The 26,220-nt window shown below is 64.8% G+C and carries 22 protein-coding genes and 4 pseudogenes; 6 read left to right on the top strand and 20 right to left on the bottom strand.

The features are described from left to right. Window positions 1-58: 58 nt before the first annotated feature. From A3OK_RS23215 to A3OK_RS23790, 6 genes and pseudogenes are all read right to left on the bottom strand, one after another. Window positions 59-1,004, bottom strand: a pseudogene (locus tag A3OK_RS23215) (IS5/IS1182 family transposase); the annotation flags it as partial. 26 nt (window positions 1,005-1,030) lie between these two features. After that, window positions 1,031-1,974, bottom strand: a protein-coding gene (locus A3OK_RS23805) for an IS630 family transposase (protein ID WP_155912050.1) whose coding sequence is annotated in 2 segments (ribosomal slippage) — window positions 1,031-1,638 and window positions 1,638-1,974 — 945 coding nt in all. Because the reading frame shifts where the segments join, the coding sequence is not laid out codon by codon here. 103 nt (window positions 1,975-2,077) lie between these two features. Continuing rightward, window positions 2,078-2,832 (bottom strand): IS5 family transposase gene (locus tag A3OK_RS23800; protein ID WP_155912091.1). Its coding sequence is split into 2 segments (ribosomal slippage): window positions 2,078-2,500 and window positions 2,503-2,832, totalling 753 coding nucleotides; the frame shifts between segments, so codons are not numbered across the junction. Between the two features lie 75 nt (window positions 2,833-2,907). Further along, window positions 2,908-3,136: pseudogene (locus A3OK_RS24230) on the bottom strand (hypothetical protein); the annotation flags it as partial. 11 nt (window positions 3,137-3,147) lie between these two features. Continuing rightward, window positions 3,148-4,590, bottom strand: a complete 1,443-nt coding sequence (locus A3OK_RS23795; RefSeq protein WP_081631226.1) for a glycosyltransferase family 61 protein — start codon at window positions 4,588-4,590, stop codon at window positions 3,148-3,150. 1,182 nt (window positions 4,591-5,772) lie between these two features. After that, window positions 5,773-6,987 carry a GSCFA domain-containing protein gene (locus A3OK_RS23790; protein ID WP_081631267.1) on the bottom strand — a complete coding sequence of 405 codons (1,215 nt, stop codon included), beginning with the start codon at window positions 6,985-6,987 and terminating at the stop codon, window positions 5,773-5,775. 304 nt (window positions 6,988-7,291) lie between these two features. Between A3OK_RS23790 and A3OK_RS23210 the strand changes: the two are divergent. Then, window positions 7,292-7,731 (top strand): annotated as a pseudogene (locus A3OK_RS23210) (DDE-type integrase/transposase/recombinase); the annotation flags it as partial. 73 nt (window positions 7,732-7,804) lie between these two features. Next, window positions 7,805-7,958 (top strand): annotated as a pseudogene (locus tag A3OK_RS24660) (IS701 family transposase); the annotation flags it as partial. A gap of 281 nt (window positions 7,959-8,239) precedes the next feature. Here the strand turns inward: A3OK_RS24660 and A3OK_RS0122070 are convergent. The 3 genes from A3OK_RS0122070 to upp all read right to left on the bottom strand — a co-directional run bounded on the left by A3OK_RS0122070 (window position 8,240) and on the right by upp (window position 10,487). Then, window positions 8,240-8,542, bottom strand: a complete 303-nt coding sequence (locus tag A3OK_RS0122070) for a hypothetical protein (RefSeq protein WP_019907073.1) — start codon at window positions 8,540-8,542, stop codon at window positions 8,240-8,242. Window positions 8,543-8,714: 172 nt separating this feature from the next. Further along, window positions 8,715-9,731 (bottom strand): NAD(P)H-quinone oxidoreductase, encoded by a 1,017-nt coding sequence (locus A3OK_RS0122065; protein ID WP_019907072.1) that lies wholly within the window; start codon window positions 9,729-9,731, stop codon window positions 8,715-8,717. A 75-nt stretch (window positions 9,732-9,806) separates the two neighbouring features. After that, window positions 9,807-10,487: a uracil phosphoribosyltransferase gene (gene upp / locus A3OK_RS0122060; protein ID WP_019907071.1), complete on the bottom strand. Its 681-nt coding sequence runs from the start codon at window positions 10,485-10,487 to the stop codon at window positions 9,807-9,809. 302 nt (window positions 10,488-10,789) lie between these two features. Between upp and A3OK_RS0122055 the strand changes: the two genes are divergently transcribed. Beyond that, entirely contained in the window at window positions 10,790-11,056 is a 267-nt protein-coding gene (locus tag A3OK_RS0122055) for a hypothetical protein (RefSeq protein WP_019907070.1), read from the top strand. A gap of 57 nt (window positions 11,057-11,113) precedes the next feature. On the opposite strand, the gene A3OK_RS0122050 is transcribed toward A3OK_RS0122055, so the two are convergent. The 5 genes from A3OK_RS0122050 to A3OK_RS0122030 form a co-directional block, all read right to left on the bottom strand. Next, on the bottom strand, window positions 11,114-11,569 hold the full coding sequence (locus A3OK_RS0122050) for a DUF2852 domain-containing protein (RefSeq protein WP_019907069.1): 456 nt from the start codon (window positions 11,567-11,569) through the stop codon (window positions 11,114-11,116). Between the two features lie 83 nt (window positions 11,570-11,652). After that, entirely contained in the window at window positions 11,653-12,297 is a 645-nt protein-coding gene (locus A3OK_RS0122045; RefSeq protein ID WP_019907068.1) for a TetR/AcrR family transcriptional regulator, read from the bottom strand. Window positions 12,298-12,638: 341 nt separating this feature from the next. Further along, window positions 12,639-12,830, bottom strand: coding sequence for a DUF1192 domain-containing protein (locus A3OK_RS0122040; protein WP_019907067.1), 192 nt, complete (start codon window positions 12,828-12,830; stop codon window positions 12,639-12,641). A 25-nt stretch (window positions 12,831-12,855) separates the two neighbouring features. Beyond that, a complete protein-coding gene (locus tag A3OK_RS0122035; RefSeq protein WP_019907066.1) occupies window positions 12,856-13,770 on the bottom strand; it encodes an alpha/beta hydrolase in 915 nt (304 codons plus the stop codon). A gap of 82 nt (window positions 13,771-13,852) precedes the next feature. After that, window positions 13,853-14,719: a lytic transglycosylase domain-containing protein gene (locus A3OK_RS0122030; protein WP_026597543.1), complete on the bottom strand. Its 867-nt coding sequence runs from the start codon at window positions 14,717-14,719 to the stop codon at window positions 13,853-13,855. Between the two features lie 113 nt (window positions 14,720-14,832). On the opposite strand from A3OK_RS0122030, the gene A3OK_RS0122025 reads away from it, so the two are divergent. Beyond that, window positions 14,833-16,461 carry an ABC transporter ATP-binding protein gene (locus A3OK_RS0122025; protein WP_019907064.1) on the top strand — a complete coding sequence of 543 codons (1,629 nt, stop codon included), beginning with the start codon at window positions 14,833-14,835 and terminating at the stop codon, window positions 16,459-16,461. A gap of 22 nt (window positions 16,462-16,483) precedes the next feature. Further along, on the top strand, window positions 16,484-17,704 hold the full coding sequence (locus A3OK_RS0122020; RefSeq protein WP_019907063.1) for a phosphopentomutase: 1,221 nt from the start codon (window positions 16,484-16,486) through the stop codon (window positions 17,702-17,704). Window positions 17,705-17,751: 47 nt separating this feature from the next. Here the strand turns inward: A3OK_RS0122020 and A3OK_RS0122015 are convergent, their stop codons facing one another. The 6 genes from A3OK_RS0122015 to A3OK_RS0121990 all read right to left on the bottom strand — a co-directional run bounded on the left by A3OK_RS0122015 (window position 17,752) and on the right by A3OK_RS0121990 (window position 23,397). Next, entirely contained in the window at window positions 17,752-18,177 is a 426-nt protein-coding gene (locus A3OK_RS0122015) for an acyl-CoA thioesterase (protein WP_019907062.1), read from the bottom strand. 100 nt (window positions 18,178-18,277) lie between these two features. Next, window positions 18,278-20,044, bottom strand: a complete 1,767-nt coding sequence (locus A3OK_RS0122010; protein ID WP_019907061.1) for a PQQ-binding-like beta-propeller repeat protein — start codon at window positions 20,042-20,044, stop codon at window positions 18,278-18,280. Window positions 20,045-20,093: 49 nt separating this feature from the next. Further along, entirely contained in the window at window positions 20,094-20,639 is a 546-nt protein-coding gene (locus tag A3OK_RS0122005; RefSeq protein ID WP_155912090.1) for an ankyrin repeat domain-containing protein, read from the bottom strand. Window positions 20,640-20,653: 14 nt separating this feature from the next. Further along, window positions 20,654-21,712 carry an SDR family oxidoreductase gene (locus tag A3OK_RS0122000; RefSeq protein WP_026597542.1) on the bottom strand — a complete coding sequence of 353 codons (1,059 nt, stop codon included), beginning with the start codon at window positions 21,710-21,712 and terminating at the stop codon, window positions 20,654-20,656. A gap of 119 nt (window positions 21,713-21,831) precedes the next feature. Then, window positions 21,832-22,662, bottom strand: a complete 831-nt coding sequence (locus A3OK_RS0121995) for a transglutaminase family protein (protein ID WP_026597541.1) — start codon at window positions 22,660-22,662, stop codon at window positions 21,832-21,834. A 240-nt stretch (window positions 22,663-22,902) separates the two neighbouring features. After that, a complete protein-coding gene (locus tag A3OK_RS0121990) occupies window positions 22,903-23,397 on the bottom strand; it encodes a VOC family protein (RefSeq protein ID WP_019907057.1) in 495 nt (164 codons plus the stop codon). A gap of 94 nt (window positions 23,398-23,491) precedes the next feature. Here A3OK_RS0121990 and uvrB point away from each other — a divergent pair, with 94 nt between their 5' ends. Beyond that, on the top strand, window positions 23,492-26,179 hold the full coding sequence (gene uvrB, locus A3OK_RS0121985) for an excinuclease ABC subunit UvrB (RefSeq protein WP_026597540.1): 2,688 nt from the start codon (window positions 23,492-23,494) through the stop codon (window positions 26,177-26,179). Window positions 26,180-26,220 lie beyond the last annotated feature (41 nt).

Raw genomic sequence — 26,220 nt, 5'->3', positions numbered from 1 at the left:
ATAATCGTCGAAGTCCGGGCAGAGGTGGGCGTCGGCTTTGGGCTCAGTACTCAGTCTCCTTGAGACGCGCAGCCATCGGACGCATCAGGGGCATCTTCGTCAGCGTCCGACGACCGGCCGCATCCGCCTCTCCGTTACGCGTCCAACCCGGTGCCAAATGGGCAGTGATCCGCCATTCCTTCTCGCAGCCAGTTTCGCCTCTTCGGAAAAGCCTCCATCGCCCGAAACCTCGCACGGTTCGCGCCCGGGATGAGCGCGAACGTCGTCGGTGAGCAGCACGAGGGCGCAAGAATCGGTAGAGTTCGTCACGAGGCGATGCGCCATGATGAACCGAAGAGCGGCATCGACGGCGATCTACTCCTTGTAGCCGTGCACGAGGCCGTCGCTTGTGGGCAGATTCCAGCTGTCCGGGTCGGTGAAGTAGCTTTGTGCCCGATCCGGTGGACCGCTCTCCTCACCGCGCAGGGGCCGACTCTGCCAGCACATACCAGAGGACGCACACAGCCCGCTCTCGTCCTTGGGGTTGGGCGGATCGACCGCTTCCGACTCCAGCGCAGCCTTTGCCGCGCCGATCGTCTCCAGCCGCCGCACCTTGTCGGCCATCCGGTCCGGCGGCCCGTCCCCAAGGCCGGTCCTGCCTTGCGCCTCGTCCTCGGCCTCGTCCGCCTCGCGCGCTTGCTCCAGCCAAGCGCCGACCTCGGTGGCCACCGCCGGCTCAGCTGTCTTCATGCGTCCGTGGCTCATCGCCTTGTGGCGGGAGGTGTTAGCCTTCACCTTGGTGCCGCCCACCGCAACGTGGGCGAACCGGACCAAACCAGCCGCCCGGCACGGGCGCAGCACCTGCACGAACAGGTCCGACAAGGCCACGAGGTGGCGTTTGCGGAAGTTGGCGCTGGTTCGGAAGTCCGGTCGTTACAGCGCGAAACCGCCATGACGTTGAACCGCTTCTCGCAGGCTCAGGCGAACTGACGCGAGAAGTACAGGCCGCGGCTTTAGCCGCAGACCCTTCTCCCACTAGAGCATTTTCGGTTTAATCTGGTTCGTATCCTGCGGCGGCGAAGAAGTTGGCGCACTCGTCAGGTGTGACGGTGTCGACGAGGCGTCCGATGGCCGACCACAAACCCTCGACGGTTCGCTCGGCCGCTTTGCGCAGCAGCGCCTTCAACTTCGAGAACGCCATTTCGATGGGGTTGAAGTCGGGCGAGTAAGGCGGGAGGAACAAGAGCCGCGCGCCCGCCGCCTCGATGGCCGATCGCACGGCCGGACCTTTGTGGCTGCCGAGGTTGTCCATGACGACGATGTCGCCGGGGATGAGCTCAGGCACCAAGACCTGATCGACGTAAGCCTGGAAGGCGTCACGGTTGATCGGCCCATCGAGCACGAACGGTGCGGCGATCCCGGACAGGCGCAGGGCCGCCACCAGGGTCGTGGTCTTCCAATGACCGTGCGGGATGGGCGAACGCAGCCGCTCGCCGCGGGGAGACCGTCCGCGCAGGCGGGCCATGTTGGTGGAGGTCCAGGTCTCGTCGAGGAACACGAGGCGCGCGGGGTCGAGATCGAGCTGGCACTCGAACCATGCCTCGCGCGCGGCCTTCACGTCCGGGCGGTCTTGCTCGGTGGCGTGGGCTGTCTTTTTTTGTAGGTGAGATCGCGTGCGTCGAGGAAGCTCCACAGGGTGCCGAGCCCGACCGTGAGATCGTACTCGTCCCGCAGTCGGGCGCGCATCTCTTCCAGGGTGATGTCGCCCTTCTCCTCGATCAGGGCGCGCAGGAACGCCTCATGTGGATCGAGCTTCGAGCGGCGCGCCCGCCCTTGCGGACGAGGGGCCACCGTCCCGGTTGTCGCGAGCGCGGCCATCCAGCGAATCGAGGTCGCGATGCCGACTCCAAAACGCGCGGCCGCTTGCCGGCGGGAGGTCGTTGCAGCGGCTTCCACCACCCGCTCGCGCAGGTCCTGGCTGTAGGGTCGTCCCATCTGTCGCTCCTCCTCCAGAGCGATCAGTGAATCAGCCCGCCGCCTCTCCGTGAACCCCACACGATTGATTCAGCGCAAACCGAAAACGCTCTAGGCTCGGGACTCATAACCAGTAGCTGACGGTAGCGGCGATGCAGACGGCAGCCAGGTAGTTGGTGGCCGACCGGTCGTATCGCGTGGCGATGCGGCGGAAGTCCTTGAGGCGTCCGAACATGCGCTCGATGGCGTTGCGGCCCTTGTACAGGACGGGGGAGAAGCACGGCTTCCATCGCCGGTTGGACTTGGGCGGGATGTTGGGTGCCGCTCCCGTCGCCTCGATCTGACGACGGATGGCGTCGCTGTCGTAGCCCTTGTCGGCCAGCATGATCCGGCACGCCGGCGCGCGCTCCAGGAGTTGCGCTCCCGCCTTGCAGTCCGCCACCTGTCCGCCCGTCAGCAGGAAGGCGAGCGGGCGGCAGAACCGGTCGGTGAGGGCGTGGATCTTGGTGGTGCGTCCACCCCGCGAGCGGCCGATGGCTTGGCTTTGCTCCCCCCCTTTCCACCGGAGGCGCAGCGATGCGCCTTCACGGCCGAGGAGTCGATCAGCACCTGGGAAGGTGGCCCACCTGCACGGGCCAGGGTCTCGAACAGATCACCCCAGACCCCCTTGGCCGCCCAACGCACGAAGCGATTGTAGAGGGTCTTCTTCGGGCCGTAGATTTCCCGCGGGGCATCCGTCCAACGCCCACCTGACTTCAACACGTGGATGATCCCGCTGATCACGCGTCGGTCGTCGACACGCTCCTTGCCCCGGGTGTCTGTCGGCAGGTGCGGAGCGATCTTCGCAAACTGCTCGTCGGTCAACCAAAACTCGGCCATCGGCGCCTCCTTCACCTGGAAGGAATCACAGACACGCCCGCCAAGCCAAATTTATGGGTCTAGAGCCTAACACTCGCCCGGATGGTAGGGCAGATAGCCGTGCTCCTCGCTGTGAGTGTCGAAGATCGCGGAGATCTCGAGAGTTTCCCACCGTGTCGCGAACCAATTGCGCCATTTACCCAATCGGCACGAACTGGCGCAGCGATGGCGGCAGCAACCAGCCCTGATCCACATCCCACGAGAGAAACACCTTGGCCGTGAGCCGAGTGAAGCACCCTCCGACGCAGCCATCGAGAGGACTAATCCACCCATCTCTTACTGCGTATGGAGGAATTCCAGGAACGGATCTACATCGACGGACCAGCTATCTTCCTCGCCAATCTGAGGCTCTAACCAAGCACTGTACTGATGCCCTCGAAGCAGACTAAGCCGCGCATAATTAAATCTCAGCTTATGGGTGCCATCGCTAATAGGAAGTATCTCCGTTACTTTGGTTCCAGACGCACACATGATTAAATGAGAAAGTCCTGCGCCGTGTGGCGCAACAATTTCCTTTGCAGAAAACGCTATGAAAAACTGCTGCCACAACGGCATGCCGGTGAAAGAAATTATTTGATAACCTTCTGCCGCCAGCCGAACTTCAATTTCCTTCTCATTCGACATGGGACGTCGTTTTGCATCGCTGCGAGAAATGTAGATTTTTTCTGCCGGAGACAATGCTGCTTTCACTGCCATGTCTAGGGCATAATTTCTAATATTTTGAAAAATAGGAGAAACTTGATCCCAGTACATCATTCCTTCAAAACCGACACGTGGCACAATAAGTCTTTCGACATATTCTGGACCACCGACGGAGCAAACCAAATCACCGAGGCTTACTAGACTTAAAGTCGTTGCCTCAAAATGTGAGGCCTTATCGCTTAACAGGATCGGCATCTTACCGATATCCTCTTGAAGCATCCAAGCAAAAGATGCGAGCCTATCAACAAGCCAATGATAAATTCCTCGAGTTTCTTTAATTCCAAACACCGCAGCATGATGGTTCGAAACTTCGTTTCTTCCTATATTCACAATGGGCTTGCCAGTGGTTTTTATTATGGATCCATCCTCGCGCCATATTTGACCGTGCCTGTCCACAAAGACATTGCTGTATTCTCGTAAAACTGGTCTTTTGGCTTTCAATAAAGCATCACGCGTGCGCTGGATCGCCAGATCAAATGCAGCAAGATGCCTCGGCGACGTGCGCGAACTGAGCTTAGCGACAGCACTGCCAAGTGCGACGGCAGGCGAACTTTCGAATGCGAAATGCAAGCTTGACGGCGTAGGCTTGATCTCCGAGCCGCCTTTCATCGCTACTACAATTGCGCGTTTGATTTCATCACGTAGTACTTCATCGTGTGAATACGCGATCACTCGGCGTGCTTGCTTGACAAAAGCAGGGTCAGAGTAAATGTCCGGGTTCGCCTGAATGGTCCGCCAAGCAAGATCGCACCGCTCCGACGCAACGAACGCACGAGCAAATGAGTATCGATGATTTCGATCCCACCGCGGGGACAATGCTAGATCGGCGGCCCGTTGAAGCGCGTCGACTTGTGAAAGCTCGTAAGCCGCTGCAACGTACGCGTTGACGATATGATGGCTCTGGAGGAGAAAGGCATCATCCTTGCCCCAATCCAATATCTGCTGCCAACTTCCGCTCGATACCGCTCGCCGGGCGTCCGAGAGAGTCGCGAACAAAGGCTCACCAACTTTCGCCATTAAATCCGATTTCCTCTTCACCGCGATGGCTTGCAATGGCGCATGTGAGGAATGTTCGCAATCCAATGACCAAGCGCCGCCCTACATACCCAGCTGAGTTTCGCCGACAGATGGTCTATCTGGTCCGCGCCGGCCATTATACGACGGGTCTTGCGCCTGTGTTCAAAACGTCAGGCCAGACCATTCGGAGCTGGGGCACCGAGATCTATCGCAGCCAAGGGCGCCGGGGTTCAGCCGTAGGGCTCTTTGGGCCGATGAACGCACACTGATCCGACTTCCCTATCTCAGTGATTGCGCTCATTCGCGGCGTGTAGAAGGCGAGGTACTATTACCGGACTGTCCGGCATACTTTCGCGCGACATCTAGCAGACTCTGCCCTGCCGAAATGCAACCGCACCATTAATCTCGGATCGCGCGAGACCTAAGACGCCTCGCCCATCCAAACCGCCCTGCGGGAGCAAGGCGAGAGGCTCTCGCGCATGTGCACCGCCCCGCTAGCGCATGGCTGGCTTCATCTGAGCCAGCGATCGGCGCGGCGGCTTCGTCACGGCGCGGCAGAATTGCGAGACGCGCCCTGCCCCCAATCTCGTCGATTGCAACGTCACGGCCGAGGCGCCGAACCGACCTTAATTGGTCGACATCACCGACGTAAAGACCGCCGCTGCCGACTTCCTTTACTCGAGCGTCGCGCTCCACGCCTTCAGCCGCCGGATCGTTGGACGACCTACGGCCAACCGCCCGCACTCGAAACTCGCTCCAAACGCCCCCCTCCCGTCGCCTGTCACCCGGGACGGGTCCCACAACGTGATCCAGCACTCGGACCAGGGATCGCAAGACACGTCGCCGGCCTTAAAAGGCTGTAAGGATGTGCGCGTGCGTCCCTCGAACAGCTCTGGCAATGCCTACCACAACGCCATGGCCAAAGCCTTCTTCTCAACCATCGAATGCGAACTGCTCGCGCACCGCCGCTTACGATTACACGCCAGTGCCCGAATAGCCTGCTTCAGCTACCTCGATGGCTTCCGTACCCCGCTGTGCGGCACCCGGTGCTCAGATACCGAGCGACCGTCGTCTACGATAAGGAGACCCGCTCCGAACCGTTATTCGACTCCTGTTTAGCCAAGCACCCAATCGATCCGAATAAGCGGGGTAATTCCAAACAACCACGAGTTCGCTCCGAACTCAGCTATTACTTTCTATGGATGGACCGCGGGCGCTCCCCTCACCGAATTTCTCGTCAATCTTCGCACGTTGCAGTGCGATCCGTTTCGTTTTCCGCTTAGCAATACGTGCGGCTTTGATTTGTTCAGGGGATCTTGTTTCCGCCAGAGCCGCGCGCTCCTTACGGATCGCCATTTTCAGGGCTTTGCGTTCCTGGGGCGTATGCCCCGATAGTACGGACAATGCATTGTGCCCTTTCTTGCCGATCAAATTGTCGAGCTCCTGCGCCAGACGGAAAGATGTCTCCAGCCCATCACGATTAATCCCATCGACGCAGAAATAGTGCTCGAATACTTTCATGTTAAAATCTAGTATATGCCCGTAAACATGCTTTCGATCTGCAGTCCATTGATTATTGAAAATCGTTGTTACGATTTCATAACTTGGAAAATAAAATAGATTGCTGTCCTTCGCGCCGCGAAAGAGCTCGTCGAGGGCCACGCGCAGGACTGCTTTGGAAACAGCATTTGCCGTGATGCAGGCCACAGGACGGAATGTAGCGGTCAGGGGAATGGGAGACAGCGAGAAAAGGATTGTGGCGTCCGGACGAAACTCGCGGATGAGCTTGTGGATGACCCTAAGATTCTCGAGATTCTCCGTGACAGTAGATACTCGAAATTTGTGTCGCGATGGATCTATCTTGTCCGACGGTATCGCGCGCCAAAATACCTCGCCAGTCGGCTCATCATACCAAACTTCGGATAGGCCGAGCGTGATGATGAAAACTTTTGCTTCGTTAAAGAGCGCTACTGTATCTCTCCGCGCGTCTTCCGAATACCCGAAATCTTCCGCCTGATAGCCGTGCCAAAGATCCTGTGAGGGCGTCTTATTTTGCCAAGCCCACTCGAATTGCTGGCGAATGGCAAAGGTGTGGACGATGCCATCCCCCATTCGCGTCACGTAAGCTTTATTGTCTCTCTTTGTGAGAACGTTATATCCGCGCTCATCAAGGTACTTGGCAACGTTGCCAGCAAAACAGGAGCCGAACGCTACAACGGGTGTGCTTTTTTCGACAACGCCACCCTTTGGCATCCATCCGTGAACCATATACTCATCAATAGCAGTGGATTTTTCGAGAGATGTATCCCTGGGGTAATAGTTGACGGTTTCACCCCGAAAGAAGGTCTTGCTGCTTCGAACTCTTTGCTCGAGTTGATCAGAAACGTCCGCGCTCATGCTCAAGCCCTCGTGCCATTTCACGGAATCGCGATATCGCGGAGACGTGAACGGAATCCGAGATGGGTACCACTCCTCCCTGGCAGAAAGGAAGAGGTGCGACGACAACGATGTCACTCAATGATCTTCGCCGGATCGTATCCTGGTAGCGGCGTAGCTTCAGTACTCGACCACGATTGCTGGCCGCGACCAGGATGATTCGGCCGCCAGTGTGAGCGGTCTGAACCACCTCTGGCTTTTCGCAGGCTCCAACTCTTGAGAGGATGGAGCTAGGACGAATCAAACCCTACCGTATCCCCTTAAAGCCTTCGTGATCGACGTTTTTGCCCTACGCATTGTCGTCTAGCGGGTTTCGCGAACCGCTCATGCCAGCGTCAAACTTAATGCCTTGGAGAAGGCCCTGTACCAGCGTCGTCGCGCTCATGGCGACGGGATCGTGGACTCGAGCGACAGGGGCTCGCAATATCTTTCGATTCGCTACACCGAGCGGCTTGCCGAGGCCGGCGTCGAGCCTTCGGTCGGGAGCGTCGGCGACAGCTACGACAACGCCTTCGTCGAGACGATCAACGGGCTACTGAAAACCGAGATGATCCATCGGCGTGGACCATGGCGGTTGTTCGAAGCTGTCGAGTTCGCCACCATTGAACGGGCGACGGGTTAAAACGCCGCCGCCTGATCGAACCGATTGGGAATATCCCTCCAGCCGAGGCCGAAGCGCTCTACTATGTCCAGGCCGAAGTCTAAGCATTGGCGGCCTAACTTAGACCAATGCCCCCCGGAAAGCCCGGCGCGGACGACCTTCAACCAACACGTCGCAACGATCAGGGCGCATTGGATCTTCGAGAAAGCGCCTCAGCAGATAATGGAAGACCTCGGCTTCGACCACTTCGATGGGCGCTTGTAGACTGGACGGCACCGACGCATTGATGACAATAATGGCCTACGCCTTCGTTCAATCCCGGCGCCTCGCAACTGGGGGAGAAAGGCAGGCTCGCCAAGCTACTGTTCCATCCGTCGATACTAGAGATTCGGCAGGTCCTCCTGACACACTTTGAACCGGCGTTTACGGCAGCAATGCTCGCACTGAAAGGCCGCCTTTGACCGGCTACCATGCAAGAACCCGTATAAAGAGGCGCTTCGGCTTGCTCCATTAACGAAACGCCCCGGCATCGATGGCGCGGACGGATCCACTGCGATGCCGGGGCGTCGTGACATATGGATCGATCGGGCGGTTCGCCGCCTGCGATCGCGACTACTTCTGGTTGCCGTTCGCCGATGGTTGGGCTGGCGTCGGGTAGGCCGGGTTGCCGGCGGGGACGTTACCGCTGTTGGTGGACGACGATCCGTTTCCGGATCCCTTGACCGAACCCGTCACCTCGCTGCGAGAGGCATCCTGGCTCTTCGTCGCGTAATCCTTCGGCGAATTGGCGCCTTGCCATGTCATCAGGCCGGTGATCGCGATGGCGAGCAGCACGAGGCTCGCGATCAGCACGTAGAGTACGGGCTTGCCCTTCTTGCCCTGGCGGGCGTCCTGGCCTTCGAGTCTCTCTGCCATGGAAAACCTTTCGAAGCTCGGCCTTGAGTGGCCGTCATGTTCAACCTGAGACGACGATGTCTCTTCTGATGAGTTGAACGCGACGGCCGAGCTGCCTGTTCCGAACAGAGTGGCATCGGTGCTCACGTCTCGCGGGGAAGACGCGGTTCGGTCGCCGTGCCGATGCCGCGCTTCAGCGACCGGTCGTCAGCATGATCTTGCCGAGATGGGCACTGGATTCCATCAGCGCATGTGCCTCGGACGCCTTCTCCAGCGGGAAGGTGGCATGGATGATCGGCTTCATCCGGCCGTCGGTGAGCAGGGGCCAGATGTCGCGGCGCAGGCCGTCGGCGATGGAGGCCTTCTCGGCCTTGGGGCGCGCCCTCAGGGTCGCGCCGGTAAAGGTCAGGCGCTTCATCATGATCGGCGTCATGCTGAAACTCTCGACCTTGTAGCCCTGCATGAAGGCGATCTGGACGAGGCGTCCCTCGATCGCCAACGAGGCGAGGTTGCGAGCGAGGTAGGGGGCGCCCACCATGTCGAGGATCACGTCGACGCCCTTGCCCTCGGTCAGTCGCTTGATCTCCTCGGCGAAATCCGCCTCGCGGTAATTGATCGCCTCGTCGGCGCCGAGCTCCCTGCAGAACGCACATTTCTCGGCCGAGCCGGCTGTGGCGAAGACCCGCGCGCCTTGGTTTTTGGCCATCTGGATCGCCGTCGAGCCGATGCCGCTCGATCCGCCATGGACGAGGAAGCTTTCGCCCGCCTTCAGCCGCCCGCGCTCGATGACGTTGCTGTAGACGGTGAAATAGGTCTCGGGCAGTCCGGCCGCCTCGATCAGCGACAACGGCGCCGGGCGCGGCAGGCATTGGCCGGTCTCGGCGACGGCGAATTCGGCATAGCCGCCGCTGATCGTCAGTGCGCAGACCTCGTCGCCGACGGAGAACCCCTCCGAACCCTCACCGAGGGCGACGATGCGGCCGGCCACTTCGAGGCCCGGAATCTCGGTGGCTCCCTTCGGCGGCGGATACTTGCCCTCGCGCTGCTGGATGTCGGGCCGGTTCACGCCCGCCGCCACCACGTCGATCAGCACCTGGCCGGGGCCGGGCTGCGGCAGCGGCACCGTCTCGAGGGTCAGGACGTCCGGTCCACCTGCCCCCGCGAACCGGATCTGGCGCATGGTCTCGGGCAGGTTGGGGCTTGACGTCATCGCATCACATCTCCGGTTGGCGAGATCCGTCATGTGCGGCCGGATGGCGTCTTGGCAAGAGCGGAGCGTGGTTCCTCAGCGCGTGCCGTACATCCGGTCGCCGGCATCGCCGAGCCCGGGCACGATGTAGCCGTGGTCGTTGAGATGGCTGTCGATGGAAGCGGTCCAGACCGGCACGTCGGGATGGGTCGCCTGCAGCTTGGCGATACCCTCCGGCGCCGCCAGCAGGCAGACGAAGCGCAGGTCGCGGGCGCCGCGCTGCTTCAGGAGGTCGATCGCCGCGATGGCCGAATTGGCGGTGGCGAGCATCGGATCGAGCACAAGGACCGTCCGGTCGGCCAAGTCCGACGGCGCCTTGAAGTAATATTCCACCGCCTCCAGCGTCTCCGGGTCGCGATAGAGACCCACATGCGCGACTCGCGCCGACGGCACCAGCGACAGCATGCCGTCGAGGAAGCCGACGCCGGCGCGCAGGATCGGCGCCAGGACGAGCTTCTTTCCGGCGATCTGGGAGGCTTCCATCACCTGGATCGGCGTCTCGATCGTCACCGGTTCGAGGGGCAGGTCGCGGGTGACCTCGTAGGCGAGCAGCATGCCGATCTCGTTCAGGATCTGGCGGAAGCCCTTGGTCGAGCGCTCCTTCTGCCGCAGCAGGGTCAGCTTGTGCTGGACGAGGGGATGGCCGACCACCGTGACCGTGGCCCGCCCGTCCGCGCTTTTGCTGTCCAAGCCTTGACCGTCGTCCGCAACCTGCATCGCCCGCACTCCCCTGAAGACCCGGCCGGTAAACGCGAGACCGGGGCCTGACCGATTCCAGGCCGTTATGGACCTGTCTCTGATGAAGACCGGATGAAGGCGAGAGGGCAACGTCCTCGACGTCCATTGATGATGCCACGCAGGCGAAAATGGGCACTGGCCGGACTTTGCCCGGCGCTGCTACGTGTTCGCCCGCCGCCGATTTGGCGGCCACTCGGTCGGATGAGGGGCGCTGCCGTCCTCACCGTCGACCGTCAGGCAGGCGCGGGCCATCGATGAGATTTCTCCGACCCAGATCGCCGATGAGCAAATCCGCCCGGAACGACAGGACTCGCTATCGCGCGACGTTCCTCAACACTCTCGGGGCGTCCCTGGTGATGGTCGGCTTCCTGCTGCCGGGGATGCGTCTCTACGAGGGTTACGATCACCGCCTCACGCGGTCCGAGGCCTTGGCTGTGTCCCTGAAATTTCTCCAGACGGAACCGGGCGTGGTCAGCATGACGGCGCTGATCATCGGGTTCTGCCTGCACTTCACCGCCCTGCATCACCTCAGGAAGCTCGAAGACTGACAAAAAAGGCTCCCGGCCAGTGACCGGGAGCCTTCCATCGTGATCATGCCGCAGGGTTCAGACGGCCTGCGTCGGGCCGTTATTGCCGCGCTTGGCCATGAAGGCGTCGAACTGCTCGCGGTCCTTGGCGCGCTTCAGCTCCTCCACGAACTCTGCGAAGGCGCGGCTCTCCTCCTGCAGCGCCTTGCGCTGGGCATCGAGCCGGTCGAGCTCCGAGCGGCGGTAATCGTCGAAGGCGAGATTGCCGGTGCCGCGCAGATCGGCCGCTTCGAAGGCCTGGGCGAAGCGCGATTTGCGCATGCCCGCCTGCCAGTCGGCGCCACGGCCGACCATGCCGCGCAATTCGGATAGGGCGGGATAACCCGCCACCTTCCAGGCGATGTAGGCGGCCGCCAGCGGCCACCAATAGATGAACGCGACGACGACGGCGCCGATCTCGAAAGAGCGGCGGGGAAACGGACCGCTGCGGCAGGCTTTGCCGGTGGCCCAGGGAGAGGTCGAGGAAAAGCTCACGGCTCACGGCTCCGATGTTAATGTGAACCACATTTACTTGCGGATGCGACACGGCGCTTTCAAGGGCTGGGACAGGCCGAGTTTCAGACCGGGCTTCGCGGACTCCCGGCGCCGTGGACGAGGGCGAGCACGCCCGCGCGGAGCAACTCGTACTTGTCGGGCATTCCCGGTCCCTTCGGCAGGTGCGCCGAAGCCGAGAGGGTCGCGAGACCATGCGAGAGGGCCCAGACTTCGAGGGCGATGAAGCGCGGCTCGACGCCCCCGAACCCTTCCGGGAAGGTCGATTTCAGCGCTTCGAGCAACAGGTCGAAGGGACTCGGCCGCGCCGGGACATCGGCGGAATGCGGGTCCGCAATCACGGGGGCTCCTCGCGTCTCGAAGATCGCGGCATAATAGCCCGGCTCTTCCTCGGCGAAGGCGAGATAGGCCTCTCCCATTCGGGTGAAGCGCTCCAGCGGCGTGCCGCGCGAGGAGAGCGAGCGGGCCAGCCGCTCGGCGAGATCGGTGAAGCCGCGGCCGGCGACCTCTTCGAGCAGGGCCTCGCGGCCCCGGAAATGGCGATAGAGCGCGGCCGGCGTCACGCCGACGAGGCGGGCCGCATCGACCAGGGTGAAGCCGCCGACACCGCGCTCGGCGATGAACCGGCGTGCCGCCTCGATCAGCGCCTCCTTGAGGTTGCCGTGGTGGTAGCTGCGCCGGTCTCCCGGTCCTTCGCGCCAGGGTCGCACTGAGTTCCATCCTCGACCGATCGCCGGGCTACAGCCGCACGTTGCCGTGAGCCTGCCGGGATGCGCCCTCCCCCTAACACGTGACGACGGCTTTTCGACCTCTCTTCTGTCTACGGGTCGACAGAGTTTTTCGTTCCCCGGCTGACAGTCGCGAGGTGAATGCCGACGCCCCGCTCGCCCGCGATGGCGGGGTCGACCGACCCGCGGTTGGCGGATCGCGTGCGGAATGGAATCGGGCGGGCCGGACGAGATCGAGCGATGGGCGGAGGAGGAGCGCGGTCTCGGGCAGCCGAGCCAGCTCGGGCAGCCGAGCCAGCTCGGGCAGCCGAGGCCGGCGTCACCTAAAGCTTGAAGATCGACGACGCCTGGTCACGCGCGTCCTTCTTGGCCGACTTGGCCGCCGCCAGCCGCTCGATCTCGGCCTGAAGCACGTCGATCCGCTGGGTGATCTCGTCGACGGAGAGCGTATCGAGGCTCTCGCCGATCACGTGGGAGATCGGGCGTTTCGGCCGGTCGGTCTCGTCGTCGCGCATCGTTCCGCCCTCCCCTGTCCGTGACCTAACGATCCCACCGCGAGACGGTGCGGGCATGTTGCCGGTCGCCGGCATATTGCTTGAGGAAGCTCGTCATCTCCGACAGTTCCGGTGCCTTCGAGCGGAAGGTCACAGAGAGCGCGAGCAGGGTGTCGGCATGGTCGAGGCCGGGATAGATCCGCTCCTGAACCGGCACGCGCACCGCGCGCAGACGGGCGGCGAGGCTCCGGGTGTTGCTGGGTTTCACGGTGGTGTCGCCGTCCCCGCTGGCGAGGAAGGCCGGCGGCGAATGCGGGCCGGCGAAGGTCACGGGCTGGGTCGCGGCCGGATCGGGCGCCTCTCCGAAGAGATCGCGCGAGGTGTCTTGGTCGAAGGGATAGAAGTCGTAGGGACCGGACAGCCCGGCCACCGCCCGGATGATCTTGGGATCGACGCCGGCCTTGCGCAGGTAGCGCTGATCGAGCCCGAGCATCACCGCGTTGTAGGCCCCGGCCGAATGGCCCGCGAGCACGATCCGGCGCGGATCGCCGCCATATTCGGCGATGTTGTCGCGGACCCAGGCGATGGCGGCGGCGCCGTCATCGAGGAAATCGGGGAACCGCACTTCCGGGTAGACGCGGTAATCGGGAATGACGGTCACGAACCCCTGCGCCGCCAGGGCCTGGCCGACGAACTCGTAATCGTCCTTCGTGCCGGATTTCCACGAGCCGCCGTAGAAGAACACCAGGACCGTCGCGTCCGTCGCGCCGCCGACGGGCGTGAACACGTCGAGGCGCTGTCGCGGATGGGTACCGAAAGCGGCGCTCTTCTGGGCCAGCCGGCCACCCTGGTCCCGCGGACCGACCGCGTCGAACAGGGCGAGAGGCGAACAGGCCGTGACCCCGAAAGCGGCCAGGGCAAGGCAGACGAGAGTGGCGAGGGCGGCGAAGGCGCGGGTCATGCATCTCTCAAACGGGGGAACGAACACCCGAATGACACGCCCGTCGCGGCGGATTCATGACCGGAACTGCGGATTTCCGCTTTCAGGTCCTCAAGACGATGCAGGCGCCGCCGACCTTGCGAATGCGTCCGCACAGGATATCGCCCGCCGCCCTGCTCTCGGCCGGAATGCGGATGCGGTAGAAGGCGCGCGTGCCGCGGCTCCGCAGCCGGGTTCCGATGATCATCGGCCGCACCTCACCGATCACCCCGGCATAGAGGCTCCTGGTGCGGGAGAAGCTCTGGAGGGCGAGGGATTTCGAGAAGTTGCCGGCGAGCTGGATGCCCCAGGGCGCCGCCGGACCTTCATTGCCGCCGAGCGCGAACCGATCGCCGCGCGAGGGGATGCGCAGGGCGGCCGTGACCTGAAGGCAGGTCTTCGCGGGTTCGGCTTTCGGCGCGTCGGTGTCCGCCTCGGGACCGTTCACGGCCGCGCCGCCGCGCCAATCCTCCGCCGGCGCACCGGTGATCGCCATGACGTAGGCCCGCGTCTCGGCCGGCAGGCCGCCGGTCCCGGCGAGCCATCCCGAGACCCGCCCGGCGCCGCCGTTATAGGCCGCCGCCGCAAGTCCCAGATTGCCGAACTGGCGGTTGAGGTCCGCGAGCAGGTGCGCCGCATGCGGGATCGCCTGTTCGGGGTCGAACGGATCGGTCAGCCCGCGCTCGCGCGCCGTGCCCGGCATGAACTGGGCGACGCCCTGCGCCCCCACCGGGCTCACTGCGGTGACGCGAAAGCTGCTCTCCCGCCAAATCAGCCGCGTCAGGAATGGCACCGGCAGGGCGCGGACCCTGGCCGCATCCTCGATCAGGCGGCACAGCGCCTGCTCCACGGTTTCCGTCGCCACCTCGGCCGAGGCGGGCGAGGCAGCGACGAGGCAGGCGAGGACGGCGAGGCGGCGCAAGGATGTCACGCGGTGTTTGTAATGGCGTCTCGCGCCGGATCAATCGCCGTTCGCCCATCACGGCGCGCCGCGCTATAACGGCAACGATCCCCCTGCCATTCGGACCCGGTGCCATCGCCTCGATGACTGACACGCTGCTCGACGTTCAGGACCTGTCGGTCGCGTTTCGCTCGCGGGAGCGCGAGACGCTGGCGGTGGATCGGGTGAGCTTCACCATCGGCGAGGGCGAGACGGTGGCCCTGGTCGGCGAGTCGGGGTCGGGCAAGTCGGTGACCGCCCTGTCGATCCTGCGTCTCCTCGACGGCAGCGCCGTCCATCCCGGCGGGCGCATCCTGTTCAAGGGCCGGGACATCCTGTCCCTGCCCGAGCGCGAACTCCGCAAGATCCGCGGCGCCGACATCACCATGGTGTTCCAGGAGCCGATGACCTCACTCAACCCGCTGCACACGATCCAGCGGCAGATCGGCGAGGTGCTGGAGATCCATCGCGGCCTGTCCGGCCGCAAGGCGCGCGTCCGCATCCTCGAACTGCTCGAACTCGTCGGCCTGCGCGACGCCGAGCGGCGGATGGGCGCCTATCCGCATGAATTGTCCGGCGGCCAGCGCCAGCGCGTCATGATCGCCATGGCGCTTGCCTGCGAACCCGACCTGCTGGTGGCCGACGAGCCGACGACGGCCCTCGACGTCACCGTCCAGGCGCAGATCCTCACGCTCCTGGCCGATCTGCAGAAGCGTCTCGGCATGTCGATGTTGTTCATCACCCACGATCTCGGCATCGTCCAGCGCATCGCCTCGCGGGTCTGCGTGATGCTTGCCGGCCGCATCGTCGAGGCCGGTCCGGTGGCTGAGATCTTCGCTAGCCCGAAGCACGAGTATACCCAGCGCCTCCTCGCCTCCGAGCCGAAGGGACGCGCGAACCCCGTGGCCGACGACGCCCCGCGCCTGATGGAGGCCGGCCCGCTCAAGGTGTGGTTCCCGATCCGCGAAGGCCTGCTCCGGCGCACCACCTTCCACGTGAAGGCGGTGGACGGCGTGTCCCTCGCCGTCCGCGAAGGCGAGACCATCGGGATCGTCGGCGAATCCGGTTCGGGCAAGACCACTCTCGGTCTCGCGCTGCTGCGCCTCACCGGCAGCGAGGGGCCGATCGTCTTCCTCGGCCAGTCCATCGCCGGGCTCGGGCCGGGTCCGATGCGGCCGTTCCGGCGCGACATGCAGGTGGTCTTCCAGGACCCCTACGGCTCGCTCTCCCCGCGCATGACGGTAGCCGATATCGTCGCCGAGGGGCTCGTCGTGCAGGGCGCGGTGAAGTCCCGGGCCGAGCGCCGCGCGGTGGTCGCCAAGGCCCTGACCGATGTCGGCCTCGATCCCGCGACCATGGATCGCTACCCGCACGAATTCTCCGGCGGCCAGCGCCAGCGCATCGCCATCGCCCGCGCCATGGTGCTGAAACCCCGCTTCGTCGTCCTCGACGAACCGACCTCGGCCCTCGACCGGTCGGTCCAGGCACAGATCGTCACTCTGCTCCGCGACCTGCAGCGGGAGCGCAAGCTCGCCTATCTCTTCATCAGCCACGACCTCAAGGTGGTTCGCGCGCTGGCGAACTACGTCCTGGTGATGCAGAACGGCAAGGTGGTGGAAGAAGGGCCGGCCGAGTCCATCTTCACCCGGCCACAGACCGACTACACCAAGGCCCTGTTCGCCGCCGCCTTCGACCTCGACAGCGCCACCACCGACGACGTGGTTCCGGCTTAAGACACAGCGAACGACGAGACCGATGGCGCGCGTCCTCCTCATTGTCCTCGATTCGGTCGGCATCGGCGGAGGGCCGGATGCGGCCCGTTATGGCGATGCGGGTTCCGACACGCTCGGTCATATCGCCGAGACTTGTGCGGCGGGCGCGGGTGACCGGGACGGGCTGCGACTGGGCCGCCTCCACCTGCCCCACATGACCCGGCTCGGTCTCGGCCTCGCCGCGGCGGGCGCGAGCGGGCGTATCCCGCCCGGCTTGAAGCCCGTGGGCGACGTCGCAGGCGCTTACGGCCATGCGATCGAGACCGCGCCCGGCAAGGACACCCCGTCCGGCCATTGGGAGATCGCGGGCGCCCCGGTCACCGAGGAGTGGGGCTATTTTCCCGACACGGTGCCCGCCTTCCCGGACGCTCTCACCGAGGCGCTGGTAAAACGGGCCGGATTGCCGGGCATTCTTGGCGATTGCCATGCCGCGGGCGTGCCGATCATCGAGCGCTACGGCGCCGAGCACCTCCGGACGGGCAAGCCGATCTGCTACACCTCCGCCGACAGCGTTTTCCAGATCGCCGCGCACGAGGAGGCATTCGGGCTCGAGCGGCTTTACGAGGTCTGCCGCATCGCGCGCGAACTCTGCGATCCCTACCGCATCGGCCGCGTCATCGCCCGGCCCTTCGTCGGCTCGGCCGAGACCGGATTCAAGCGGACCTCACACCGCAAGGATTACGCGACACAGCCGCCCGGCGAGACTTTGCTCGACCGTCTCTCGGCAAAAGAACGCGCTGTCGTCAGCGTCGGCAAGATCGGCGACATCTTCGCTCATCGCGCCACCGGGCGGGAGATCAAGCCGGCCGGCAACGCCGCCTGCCTCGATGCGGCGCTCGCTGCGTTTGGTACTTTGCCCGATGGCGGTCTCGTCTTCCTCAACCTCGTCGATTTCGACACCGAATACGGCCACCGCCGCGACGTGCCCGGCTATGCCGCCGAACTGGAGACGTTCGACGCGCGCCTGCCCGAGATCCACGCCGTTCTCGGCAAAGGCGATGTCTGCCTCATCACCGCCGATCACGGCAACGATCCGACCTGGACCGGCACCGAGCACACCCGCGAGCAGGTGCCCATCCTCGCCTTCGGCCCCGGACTCCGCGCGCGCGATCTGGGAGGCCGCGAGACCTTCGCCGATATCGGCGCATCGGTCGCCCGCCATCTCGGGATCGGCGAGTTGGGACGAGGGACGTCGTGGTGGTGAACCTCGCCCGTCGTTGAGGCGTCGAGTCTCGCCAATGAGGCCTGCTCTCACACCTCCCAGTTTTCTTCCATCTCAGGCGGGATCGGCCGTGGGCGGCGGTCGCTGCCGATGGCGACGAAGGTGAACAGGCCCTCCGTGACCTTCATCGTGGTCTCGCCCTCGCGCTCGCGACGCCAGACCTCGACCTGAATGCGCAGGGAGGTGCGGCCGACCTTCACGATCCAGGCATAGATGCTCACCTCGTCGCCGACGATGACCGGCCGGTGGAAGGTCATGGCTTCGACCGAGATGGTGGCGCAGCGCCCGCGGGTGCGCCGGGCCGCGACGTTGCCGGCAGCCAGATCCATCTGACCCATCAGCCAGCCGCCGAAGATGTCCCCCGCCGGATTGGTGTCGGACGGCATGGCGATGGTGCGGACGACCGGCGGCCCCTTGTCGACCGGCTGGTGGGAAAGCGTGGGCTGGATCGTCATGGTCGGGCCTGCTCGGTTCACCTCGCTACGCTAAGTCGCAAGGGACGCGCCGCCGATAGGGGGATGAGTGTCAGCCGTTATCGATCGTCACGGTTTTCGCTCATTCCGGCAGGGCGAAGACCACGAGCGCGTCGCCGGTGCCGAAGCCGGAGCCCTTGGTGAAGGACGAACCGCCGGCCGCCACCGCCACGTATTGCCGGCCGTCGATGGCATAGGTGATCGGCGGCCCGCCGATGCCGGCGCCGCACTGGAAGCGCCAAACCGTCTCGCCCGTGGCGGAATCATGGGCGTCGAGATGGCCGTCCTCCTCCCCGGAGAAGACCAGGCCGCCAGCGGTGGCGAGGGTGCCACCGGAGAGCCGGCTGCCGGCCTTCACCGACCACTTGATCGCGCCGGATCGGGCGAGGTCGATGGCGGTGAGCGTGCTGAAGGACGGTTCGCCCTTCGCCTCGCCGGTCTCGGTGAAGCGGATCGGCGGCTTGCCCGCGGCGCCCGGCACCGACCTCACCGTATAGGTCGTGGCGCCGTGGCGGACCTGGGCGAAGGCGAGGCTCATACTCGGATCGAACGCGACCGGATGCCATGAGATGGCGCCGAGGGGGCCGGGGCTGACCACGGTGCCCGTCTCGGTGGGCGGCGCGTAGAGGTTCTTTTGGGCGATCAGGGGTGCGGATTTCCCGATGAGCACGCCGGTCGAACGGTCGTGGACGTAGATCCAGCCGGTCTTGCTCGCCTCGGCGACGGCCTTCACCGGGCCTTGCGGGGTCGCATAGTCGAGGAGGAAAGGCGGGCTCGCGACGTCGTAGCCCCATTCGTCGTGCGGCACCTGCTGGTGATACCAGCGCAGCCGGCCGGTCTTCACGTCGAGGGCAACGAGGCTCATCGTGTAGAGGTTGTCGCCCGGCCGCGAGAGGCCGAAATTCTGTGGCGCGGGGTTGCCGGTGCCGACATAGATCAAGCCGAGATCGGCATCGTAGGCCGGCGTCATCCAGAGCGAGCCGCCGCCGACCTTCCAGGCCTCCTTGTGTTCCGGGGCGGCTGCCTTCTCCGCCGCGATGTCGCGATTGAGCGGAATCCCATCGGCGGTCTTCTCGACGAAGCCGCCTTCCCAGCCGTCTTCCTTGGTGACGTACCAGCGCCAGCGCTCTTCACCGGTGGCCGAATCGTAGGCGGCGAGCCAGCCACGCCGTCCGTAGCCGCCCTCGATCCCGACCACGGCGCCGCCGTCGAGTCCGCCCTTCTCGTCCTCCACATGCAGGCCGTAGCCGGCACCGGCGACGCCGACGATGACGAGCCCTTCGGCCACGAGCGGCGGCATCTTGAAGCCGAGCCGGCTCGATCCCTGGACCGCACCCGCGCCGAGCTTGCCGGCGAGATCCGAGGCCGTCTCCGACTCGCCCTCCTCCGGGCGGACGGCCTCATGGTCCCACACGACCTTGCCGGTCTTGGCATCGAGGGCGATCACCCGCCCGTCCATCGTCGCCTCGAAGACCCTGCCGCCCGAGACCGCGACACCGCGATTGGAGGGCGGCCCGAAGATCTTCTCCGTCCGCGCCTTGTGGGTATAGGTCCACAGCACTCGGCCCGACTTCGCTTCCAGCGCGGCCACATGGTTCTGGGTGGTCGAGAGATACATTACGCCATCGACCACCACCGGCTCCGCCTGAAAGTAGCCGGTGATCCCGGTCTGGAAGATCCAGGCCGGTCTGAGCTTCGAGACGTTGCCCCGGTCGATCGTGGTCAGCGGCGAGAAATGGCGGTTGGTATGGTCGCGGCCGAACATCGGCCATTCGTCGGCGCAGGCACCCGACGTGACGACGAGCAGTGCCAGCGCCGAGGCGCGACGGATCGTCAGCCGAGATACCATTCCGGTTCGCCCCTCCTGAATCGTCCTGCTTCGCTCGATCGCGGCGAAGTCAGGCGAGCCGTGTCGCCGCATCGAGCTGCGCCGGAGTGTCGGCCGCCCCCATCGATCGCGCGAGGTCGGCGGCATTCTGGCCGTTGCCGTCGCGCTTGTCCGGGTCGGCCCCCTTCGCGAGGAAGAGTTCGACCATCTCGGTCCGGTTGAACATGGCGGACGTCATCAGCGGCGTCCGCGTTCCGGTGCCGACGCCGTCGACATCCGCTCCCTTCTCCAGGAGCAAGTGGACGATGGTCATATCGCCCTTGAAGGCCGCGCCGGCGAGCGGGGTCTGGCCCCGGTCGTTGGAGAGTTCCGGATCGCCGCCGTGATCGAGAATGACGCGCGCAGTCTCGGCCTGCCCGTTATAGGCGGCGAGCATCAGCAGGCTGTCGCCCTTATCGTTGATCAAGTTCGCCGGAAGCCCCTGCGCGAACAGGTCGGCGAGTTCGTCGGCATGGCCCATCCGGGCGTATTGGAAGACGCGCCCGGCGAAGGCCAGGGTTTCGGCGTCGAGTTCGGGACGCTCCGGATCGGGCGAAGCCGGCGTTTCAGGTTGCATCGTCGCCATCCGTGTCACGGGATCACCCGTTCGGCGCGCAGGCGGCCGAACAGGTCGAGAAAGCTGTCGTCGCTCGGCTGCTGGTCGAGGAAGCCGAGCCTGCGGCTGCGGGCCATGTCGGTGACGACCTCAATCGGCCGCCCGAGATCCGCATCGGTGTGCCATGCCGAGATGAGACGGTCGAGATCCGGCTCGACTAGCCCATGCCTTTCGGCCAAATCGGTCCATAGCGGGCCGTCCTGCGCCATCTGACCTTCGAGGGGCGTCGCCCGTCCCGGATAAGGTGCCGGCTCCAGGCCGAACCACTGCGCGATCCGGCCCCACATCCACGACCAGCGGAAGACGTCGCCGTTGACGACGTTGAAGGCTGTGTTGGCCGCGGCCGGATCGGTCGAGGCCCAAGACAGGTGACGGGCGAGGAGCCGCGCATCGGTGACGTCGGTGAGGCCGTTCCATTGCTGCGGCGAACCGGGGAAGAGGAACGGCCGCCCGGTCTCGCGGCAGAGCGAGGCGTAGACGGCGAGGGTCACGCCCATATTCATCGCGTTGCCCAGCGCGTAGCCGACGATCGTATGGGGACGGTGCACACTCCAGCCGAAGCCCTGCCGCTTGGCGGCGGCGTAGAGCTCGTCCTCCTGCACGTAATAGAAATTCTCCACCGGCAGCCGCTCCTGATCCTCGCGGAACGGCGTCTGAGGCAGCGTGCCTTTTCCGTAGGCTTCGAACGGGCCGAGATAATGCTTGAGACCGGTCACCAGGGCGGCGTGCCGTAGGGGCGCGGAGTTCAGGGCTTCGAGAAGGTTGCGCACCATCGCGCCGTTGACCCGGCAATTCTCCGCCTCGGTCGCCTGCCGCATCCAGGTGGTAATGAAGACGTGGGTCGGAGCCAGTTCGGATAATGCGGCATGCAGGGCGTCCGGGTCCGTCAGGTCCGCGCTGACCGGCGTGACGCCCGCGATCGCGACGGGGCGGCGCGCCAGACCGTAGACGCTCCATCCCTCGCTCACGAGGTGACGCGCCAGGTTGTTGCCGACGATACCGCTCGCACCGGCAATCAATGCGGTGCCCTTCAGACTGTCAGACATTCGGTCTCCGATGATCGGCGAGTCCCTCTCGGTCGACGGGTCGGACGAGAGGGACATGGTTCTACCGGAACGCGGGAGACCGGATGTCGATCCGGCCGAGGGAGGCCTCAGGCGACGGGCGTGAGCACGCCGGTCTCGCTGACCTCGTCGGTATGCACGTCGAAACTCGCGAGCAACGCCGTGCTGAAGCTCGTCGAGATGGCGACGTCGGTGGCGTCGCGCCCGCGTGCGATCAGGATGCGGCCGATGCGGCGCTTGTTGTTGCGCGCGTCGAAGGTGAACCAGCGTCCGTCGAGATAGACTTCGAGCCAGGCCGAGAAGTCGCCCGGAGGCACCACCGGCACACCGATATCGCCGAGATAGCCGGTGCAGTAGCGCGCCGGGATGTTCATGCAGCGGCAGAAGGCCACGGCGAGATGGGTGTAGTCGCGGCAGACGCCGATCCGCTGCGTGTAGGCTTCGAAGGCGGTGCGCGTGGCGTCGGCCTGCTGGTAATCGAACTTGATGTGCTGGTGGACGAAGTCGTGGATCGCCTGCACCCGGGCCCAGCCTTCGGGCGTGGTGCCGAACAGGCCCCAGGCGATGTTCGAGAGCTTGTCCGTCTCGCAATAACGGCTGCCGAGCAGGAACGGCATGACGTCGTCTGGCAGGTCTTGCACGGGATGCTGCTTGGCATTGGGCACCAACTCGTCCGGCTCACCGGAATCCTCGATGGTGAAATCGGCCGAGACCGTGACCCGCCCGCCGGGTGCGAGGATGCGGGTGCAGACGTTACCGAACGGGTCGAGGTAGCTGTGGGCCTCCAGCGGCGGCTCGATCGTCATCGTTTCCGGCGTCAGCAGGTCGCCGGCGCGGGAGGGATGGACGTTGAGCATCAGCGTGATCGGCGTGGGTCCGAACGTGTCGTAGCCGATCGTGTAGCCGGTCCGGATTTTCATGAAGTCGCTCGCATCGGGCAAATGGGACAGCACATGGGACGGATGGAATCGTGGCTCGTCTCCACCCGCCGCCGACCTGCTCCCGCGGCCGTCGGCCTTGCTCGAGCGAGGGGCGTCGAGGCGGCAACGGTCTGGTGCCGTGATGTCCGCCTCAGCCACCCTCAGCGAGGGTGGCACCGTCTCTACAAGCAGGTAACATACCGGATGGTTGCCACCTAACGGTTTGCCGCCGCTCGAAATTCAGCCCACGGCCGAACGAAGGTCGGTGAGGTCGAGGCGTCGGGTGAACATGGCGATGCCGCCCTCCGCATCGCGCGGCCATTCCGCTTCCGGCCTGTCCCGATAAAGCTCGACGCCGTTCATGTCCGGGTCGCGCAGATACAGGGCCTCGCTGACGCCGTGGTCGCTGGCGCCGTCGAGAGCGATGCCGGCCTCGTCCAGCCGCCGCAGGGCATCGGCGAGAGCCGCCCGCGTCGGGTAGAGGATGGCGAGGTGAAACAGGCCGGTCGTGCCGGGCGCCGGGGGCTGGCCGCCCTCGCTCTCCCAGGTGTTGAGCCCGATATGGTGGTGGTAATCGCCGGCCGCGATGAAGGCGGCCTGGGTTCCGTAGCGCGCCTTCAACGAGAAGCCGAGCACGCCGCAATAGAAGGCCAGCGCCCGTTCGAGATCGGCGACCTTGAGATGGACATGGCCGATCCGCGCCTGCGGGTGGATCGGGTTGGCCGGAATCGTCATGATGGGTGGTCCTCCTGATCGTCGAGACGACGGGTGCTGCAGGAAGATGGGGGCCGCCCTTTCCCCTTTCGTTCCGCGGGGCCATATTCCACCCATGCCTCCTGCGAACAAACCCCGCGTCTCCTCGGCGAAGGCGTCGAAGCCCGAGCTGAAACCGCTCGACGAGCATCTGGCCGCCCTGTTGAGCCCGGCGCTCAACCGCAACCGGCTGCCCGTCGTCGAGAATTCCGCGCCACCGGCCCCGCCGAAAAAGGCGGGTCGACCGAAGAAGGCGGCGTCGTCTCCCGCCGGTTTCGCAGAGGCGCCCCAGGCGGGCTTCACCCTCGGTGACGCGGCCGATGTCGATCCGCGCCTCGCCCAGGCGCTGGGGCTGACGCCACCGGAGGACGGTCCGGCGCCCGAAGCCGTGGCGGAGGAGGAGGACACGTCCCTCGCCACCGACGGCGTCTCCGCCACGGTGGACGCGCTCTCGCGGCTCCTCACCGAGGGCAACCCGCTGTTCAGGGACGGCAAGACCTGGTCGCCGCACCGGCCCGAGCGACCGAAGAAATCCGAGGGCGGCCTCGCCTTCACCCTGAAATCCGAGTTCGAGCCGGCGGGCGATCAGCCTCGCGCCATCGCCGAACTCGTGGACGGCGTGAACAAGGCCGAGCGCGATCAGGTGCTGCTCGGCGTCACCGGCTCCGGCAAGACCTTCACCATGGCCAAGATCATCGAGGCAACGCAGCGCCCAGCCCTGATCCTGGCGCCGAACAAGACCCTGGCGGCGCAGCTCTACGGTGAATTCAAGAGCTTCTTCCCCGACAACGCGGTGGAGTATTTCGTCTCCTACTACGATTACTACCAGCCCGAGGCCTACGTGCCGCGCTCGGACACCTTCATCGAGAAGGAATCCTCGATCAACGAACAGATCGACCGGATGCGCCACTCGGCGACCCGCGCGCTGCTGGAGCGCGACGACGTCATCATCGTCGCCTCGGTCTCGTGCATCTACGGTATCGGCTCGGTCGAGACCTATACGGCGATGTCATTCACGGTGTCGCTGAACGAGCGCATCGAGCAGCACCAGCTCGTCGCCGATCTCGTGGCTCTCCAGTACAAGCGCATCCAGTCCGATTTCGCGCGCGGCACGTTCCGGGTGCGCGGCGATGTGATCGAGCTCTGGCCGGCCCACTTGGAAGATCGCGGCTGGCGCATCGGCCTGTTCGGCGACGAAATCGAGACGATCACCGAATTCGACCCGCTCACCGGCAAGAAGATCAACGACCTCAAATTCGTGAAGGTCTACGCCAACTCGCACTACGTCACGCCGCGCCCTACCCTCCAGCAGGCGGTGAAGGGCATCAAGACCGAGCTGAAGTTGCGCGTGGACGAGCTGACGAAGATGGGCCGGCTCATCGAGGCCCAGCGCATCGAACAGCGCTGCACCTTCGACATCGAGATGATCGAGGCCACCGGCGCCTGCAACGGCATCGAGAACTATTCGCGCTACTTGACCGGGCGCAAGCCCGGCGAGCCGCCGCCGACCCTGTTCGAATACCTGCCCGACAACGCCCTCGTCTTCACCGACGAAAGCCACGTCACGGTTCCGCAGATCGGCGGCATGTACAAGGGCGATTTCCGCCGCAAGGCGACACTGGCCGAGTACGGCTTCCGCCTGCCCTCCTGCCTCGACAACCGCCCGCTGAGGTTCGAGGAATGGGATGCGATGCGGCCGCAATCGGTCCATGTCTCGGCGACCCCGGCGAAGTGGGAGATGGAGCAGACCGGCGGCGTCTTCGCCGAGCAGGTCATCCGCCCCACCGGCCTCGTCGATCCGGTGATCGAAATCCGCCCCGCCCGCTCGCAGGTGGACGATCTTCTGGGTGAGGTGCGCGAGGTCGCCCAGGCCGGTTACCGCACCTTGGTGACGACGCTGACCAAGCGCATGGCCGAGGATCTCACCGAGTACCTGCACGAGAACAATGTCCGCGTCCGCTACATGCACTCAGATATCGACACGCTGGAGCGCATCGAGATCATCCGCGACCTGAGGCTCGGCGCTTTCGACGTGTTGATCGGCATCAACCTGCTGCGTGAGGGCCTCGACATCCCGGAATGCGCCCTCGTCGCCATTCTCGATGCCGACAAGGAAGGCTTCCTGCGCTCGGAGACTTCGCTGATCCAGACCATCGGCCGCGCCGCCCGCAACGCGGATGCGCGCTGCATCCTCTACGCCGACAACATCACCGGCTCGATGGAACGGGCCATGGCGGAGACCGAGCGCCGTCGCCTGAAGCAGCTCGCCTATAACGAGGAGCACGGGATCACCCCGCAGAGCGTCAAGCGCGGCATCTCCGACATCCTGAGCAGCGTCTTCGAGGGCGACCACGTCCAGGTCGATACCGGTCTCGCCAAGGACGTCGCCACCATCGGCCACAACTTCAAGGCCGTCATGGCCGACCTCGAGAAGCGCATGCGCACGGCCGCCGCCGATCTCGACTTCGAGGAAGCGGCGCGCCTCCGCGACGAGCTCAAGCGCCTCCAGGCGACGGAGCTCCTCCTCTCGGACGACCCGATGGCACGGCAGGGCGATGTCGAGCGCGATGCGGGGAAGTACGGCGCCAAGCGGAGCCGCATCTCGAAGCCGAGCCTCGACAATATGGGTCCGGGCACAGACCGCGAATTGCCGATGGGCGGCGAGGCGCCGCTCTGGGCGGAACGTCCCAAGGCCCGCTCGACGCAGGGGCTCGGCGGACAGAAGCCGAAATACAAGGGCGGCGGCGGGCGCAAGCGTGGCTGAAACCAGGCTTCGCGCCGGAACCCCCTCGCGGCCCCGGGCTT

The organism is Methylobacterium sp. 77 (genome assembly GCF_000372825.1).
GTDB lineage: Bacteria > Pseudomonadota > Alphaproteobacteria > Rhizobiales > Beijerinckiaceae > Methylobacterium.
The sequence above is the reverse complement of the archived record's forward strand: the minus strand, read 5'-3'. Positions and strand labels throughout refer to the sequence as shown.

Coding starts and splice junctions, on each gene's coding strand:
- upp (WP_019907071.1), bottom strand. CDS start 10,487: ATGCAGGTTGCGGACGACGGTCAAGGCTTGGACAGCAAAAGCGCGGAC.
- A3OK_RS0122035 (WP_019907066.1), bottom strand. CDS start 13,770: ATGACCCGCGCCTTCGCCGCCCTCGCCACTCTCGTCTGCCTTGCCCTG.
- A3OK_RS0122015 (WP_019907062.1), bottom strand. CDS start 18,177: ATGACGATCCAGCCCACGCTTTCCCACCAGCCGGTCGACAAGGGGCCG.
- A3OK_RS0122040 (WP_019907067.1), bottom strand. CDS start 12,830: ATGCGCGACGACGAGACCGACCGGCCGAAACGCCCGATCTCCCACGTG.
- A3OK_RS0122010 (WP_019907061.1), bottom strand. CDS start 20,044: ATGGTATCTCGGCTGACGATCCGTCGCGCCTCGGCGCTGGCACTGCTC.
- A3OK_RS0122005 (WP_155912090.1), bottom strand. CDS start 20,639: ATGCAACCTGAAACGCCGGCTTCGCCCGATCCGGAGCGTCCCGAACTC.
- uvrB (WP_026597540.1), top strand. CDS start 23,492: ATGCCTCCTGCGAACAAACCCCGCGTCTCCTCGGCGAAGGCGTCGAAG.
- A3OK_RS23790 (WP_081631267.1), bottom strand. CDS start 6,987: ATGAGCGCGGACGTTTCTGATCAACTCGAGCAAAGAGTTCGAAGCAGC.
- A3OK_RS23795 (WP_081631226.1), bottom strand. CDS start 4,590: ATGGCGAAAGTTGGTGAGCCTTTGTTCGCGACTCTCTCGGACGCCCGG.
- A3OK_RS0121995 (WP_026597541.1), bottom strand. CDS start 22,662: ATGAAAATCCGGACCGGCTACACGATCGGCTACGACACGTTCGGACCC.
- A3OK_RS0122025 (WP_019907064.1), top strand. CDS start 14,833: ATGACTGACACGCTGCTCGACGTTCAGGACCTGTCGGTCGCGTTTCGC.
- A3OK_RS0122055 (WP_019907070.1), top strand. CDS start 10,790: ATGAGCAAATCCGCCCGGAACGACAGGACTCGCTATCGCGCGACGTTC.
- A3OK_RS0121990 (WP_019907057.1), bottom strand. CDS start 23,397: ATGACGATTCCGGCCAACCCGATCCACCCGCAGGCGCGGATCGGCCAT.
- A3OK_RS0122070 (WP_019907073.1), bottom strand. CDS start 8,542: ATGGCAGAGAGACTCGAAGGCCAGGACGCCCGCCAGGGCAAGAAGGGC.
- A3OK_RS0122020 (WP_019907063.1), top strand. CDS start 16,484: ATGGCGCGCGTCCTCCTCATTGTCCTCGATTCGGTCGGCATCGGCGGA.
- A3OK_RS0122065 (WP_019907072.1), bottom strand. CDS start 9,731: ATGACGTCAAGCCCCAACCTGCCCGAGACCATGCGCCAGATCCGGTTC.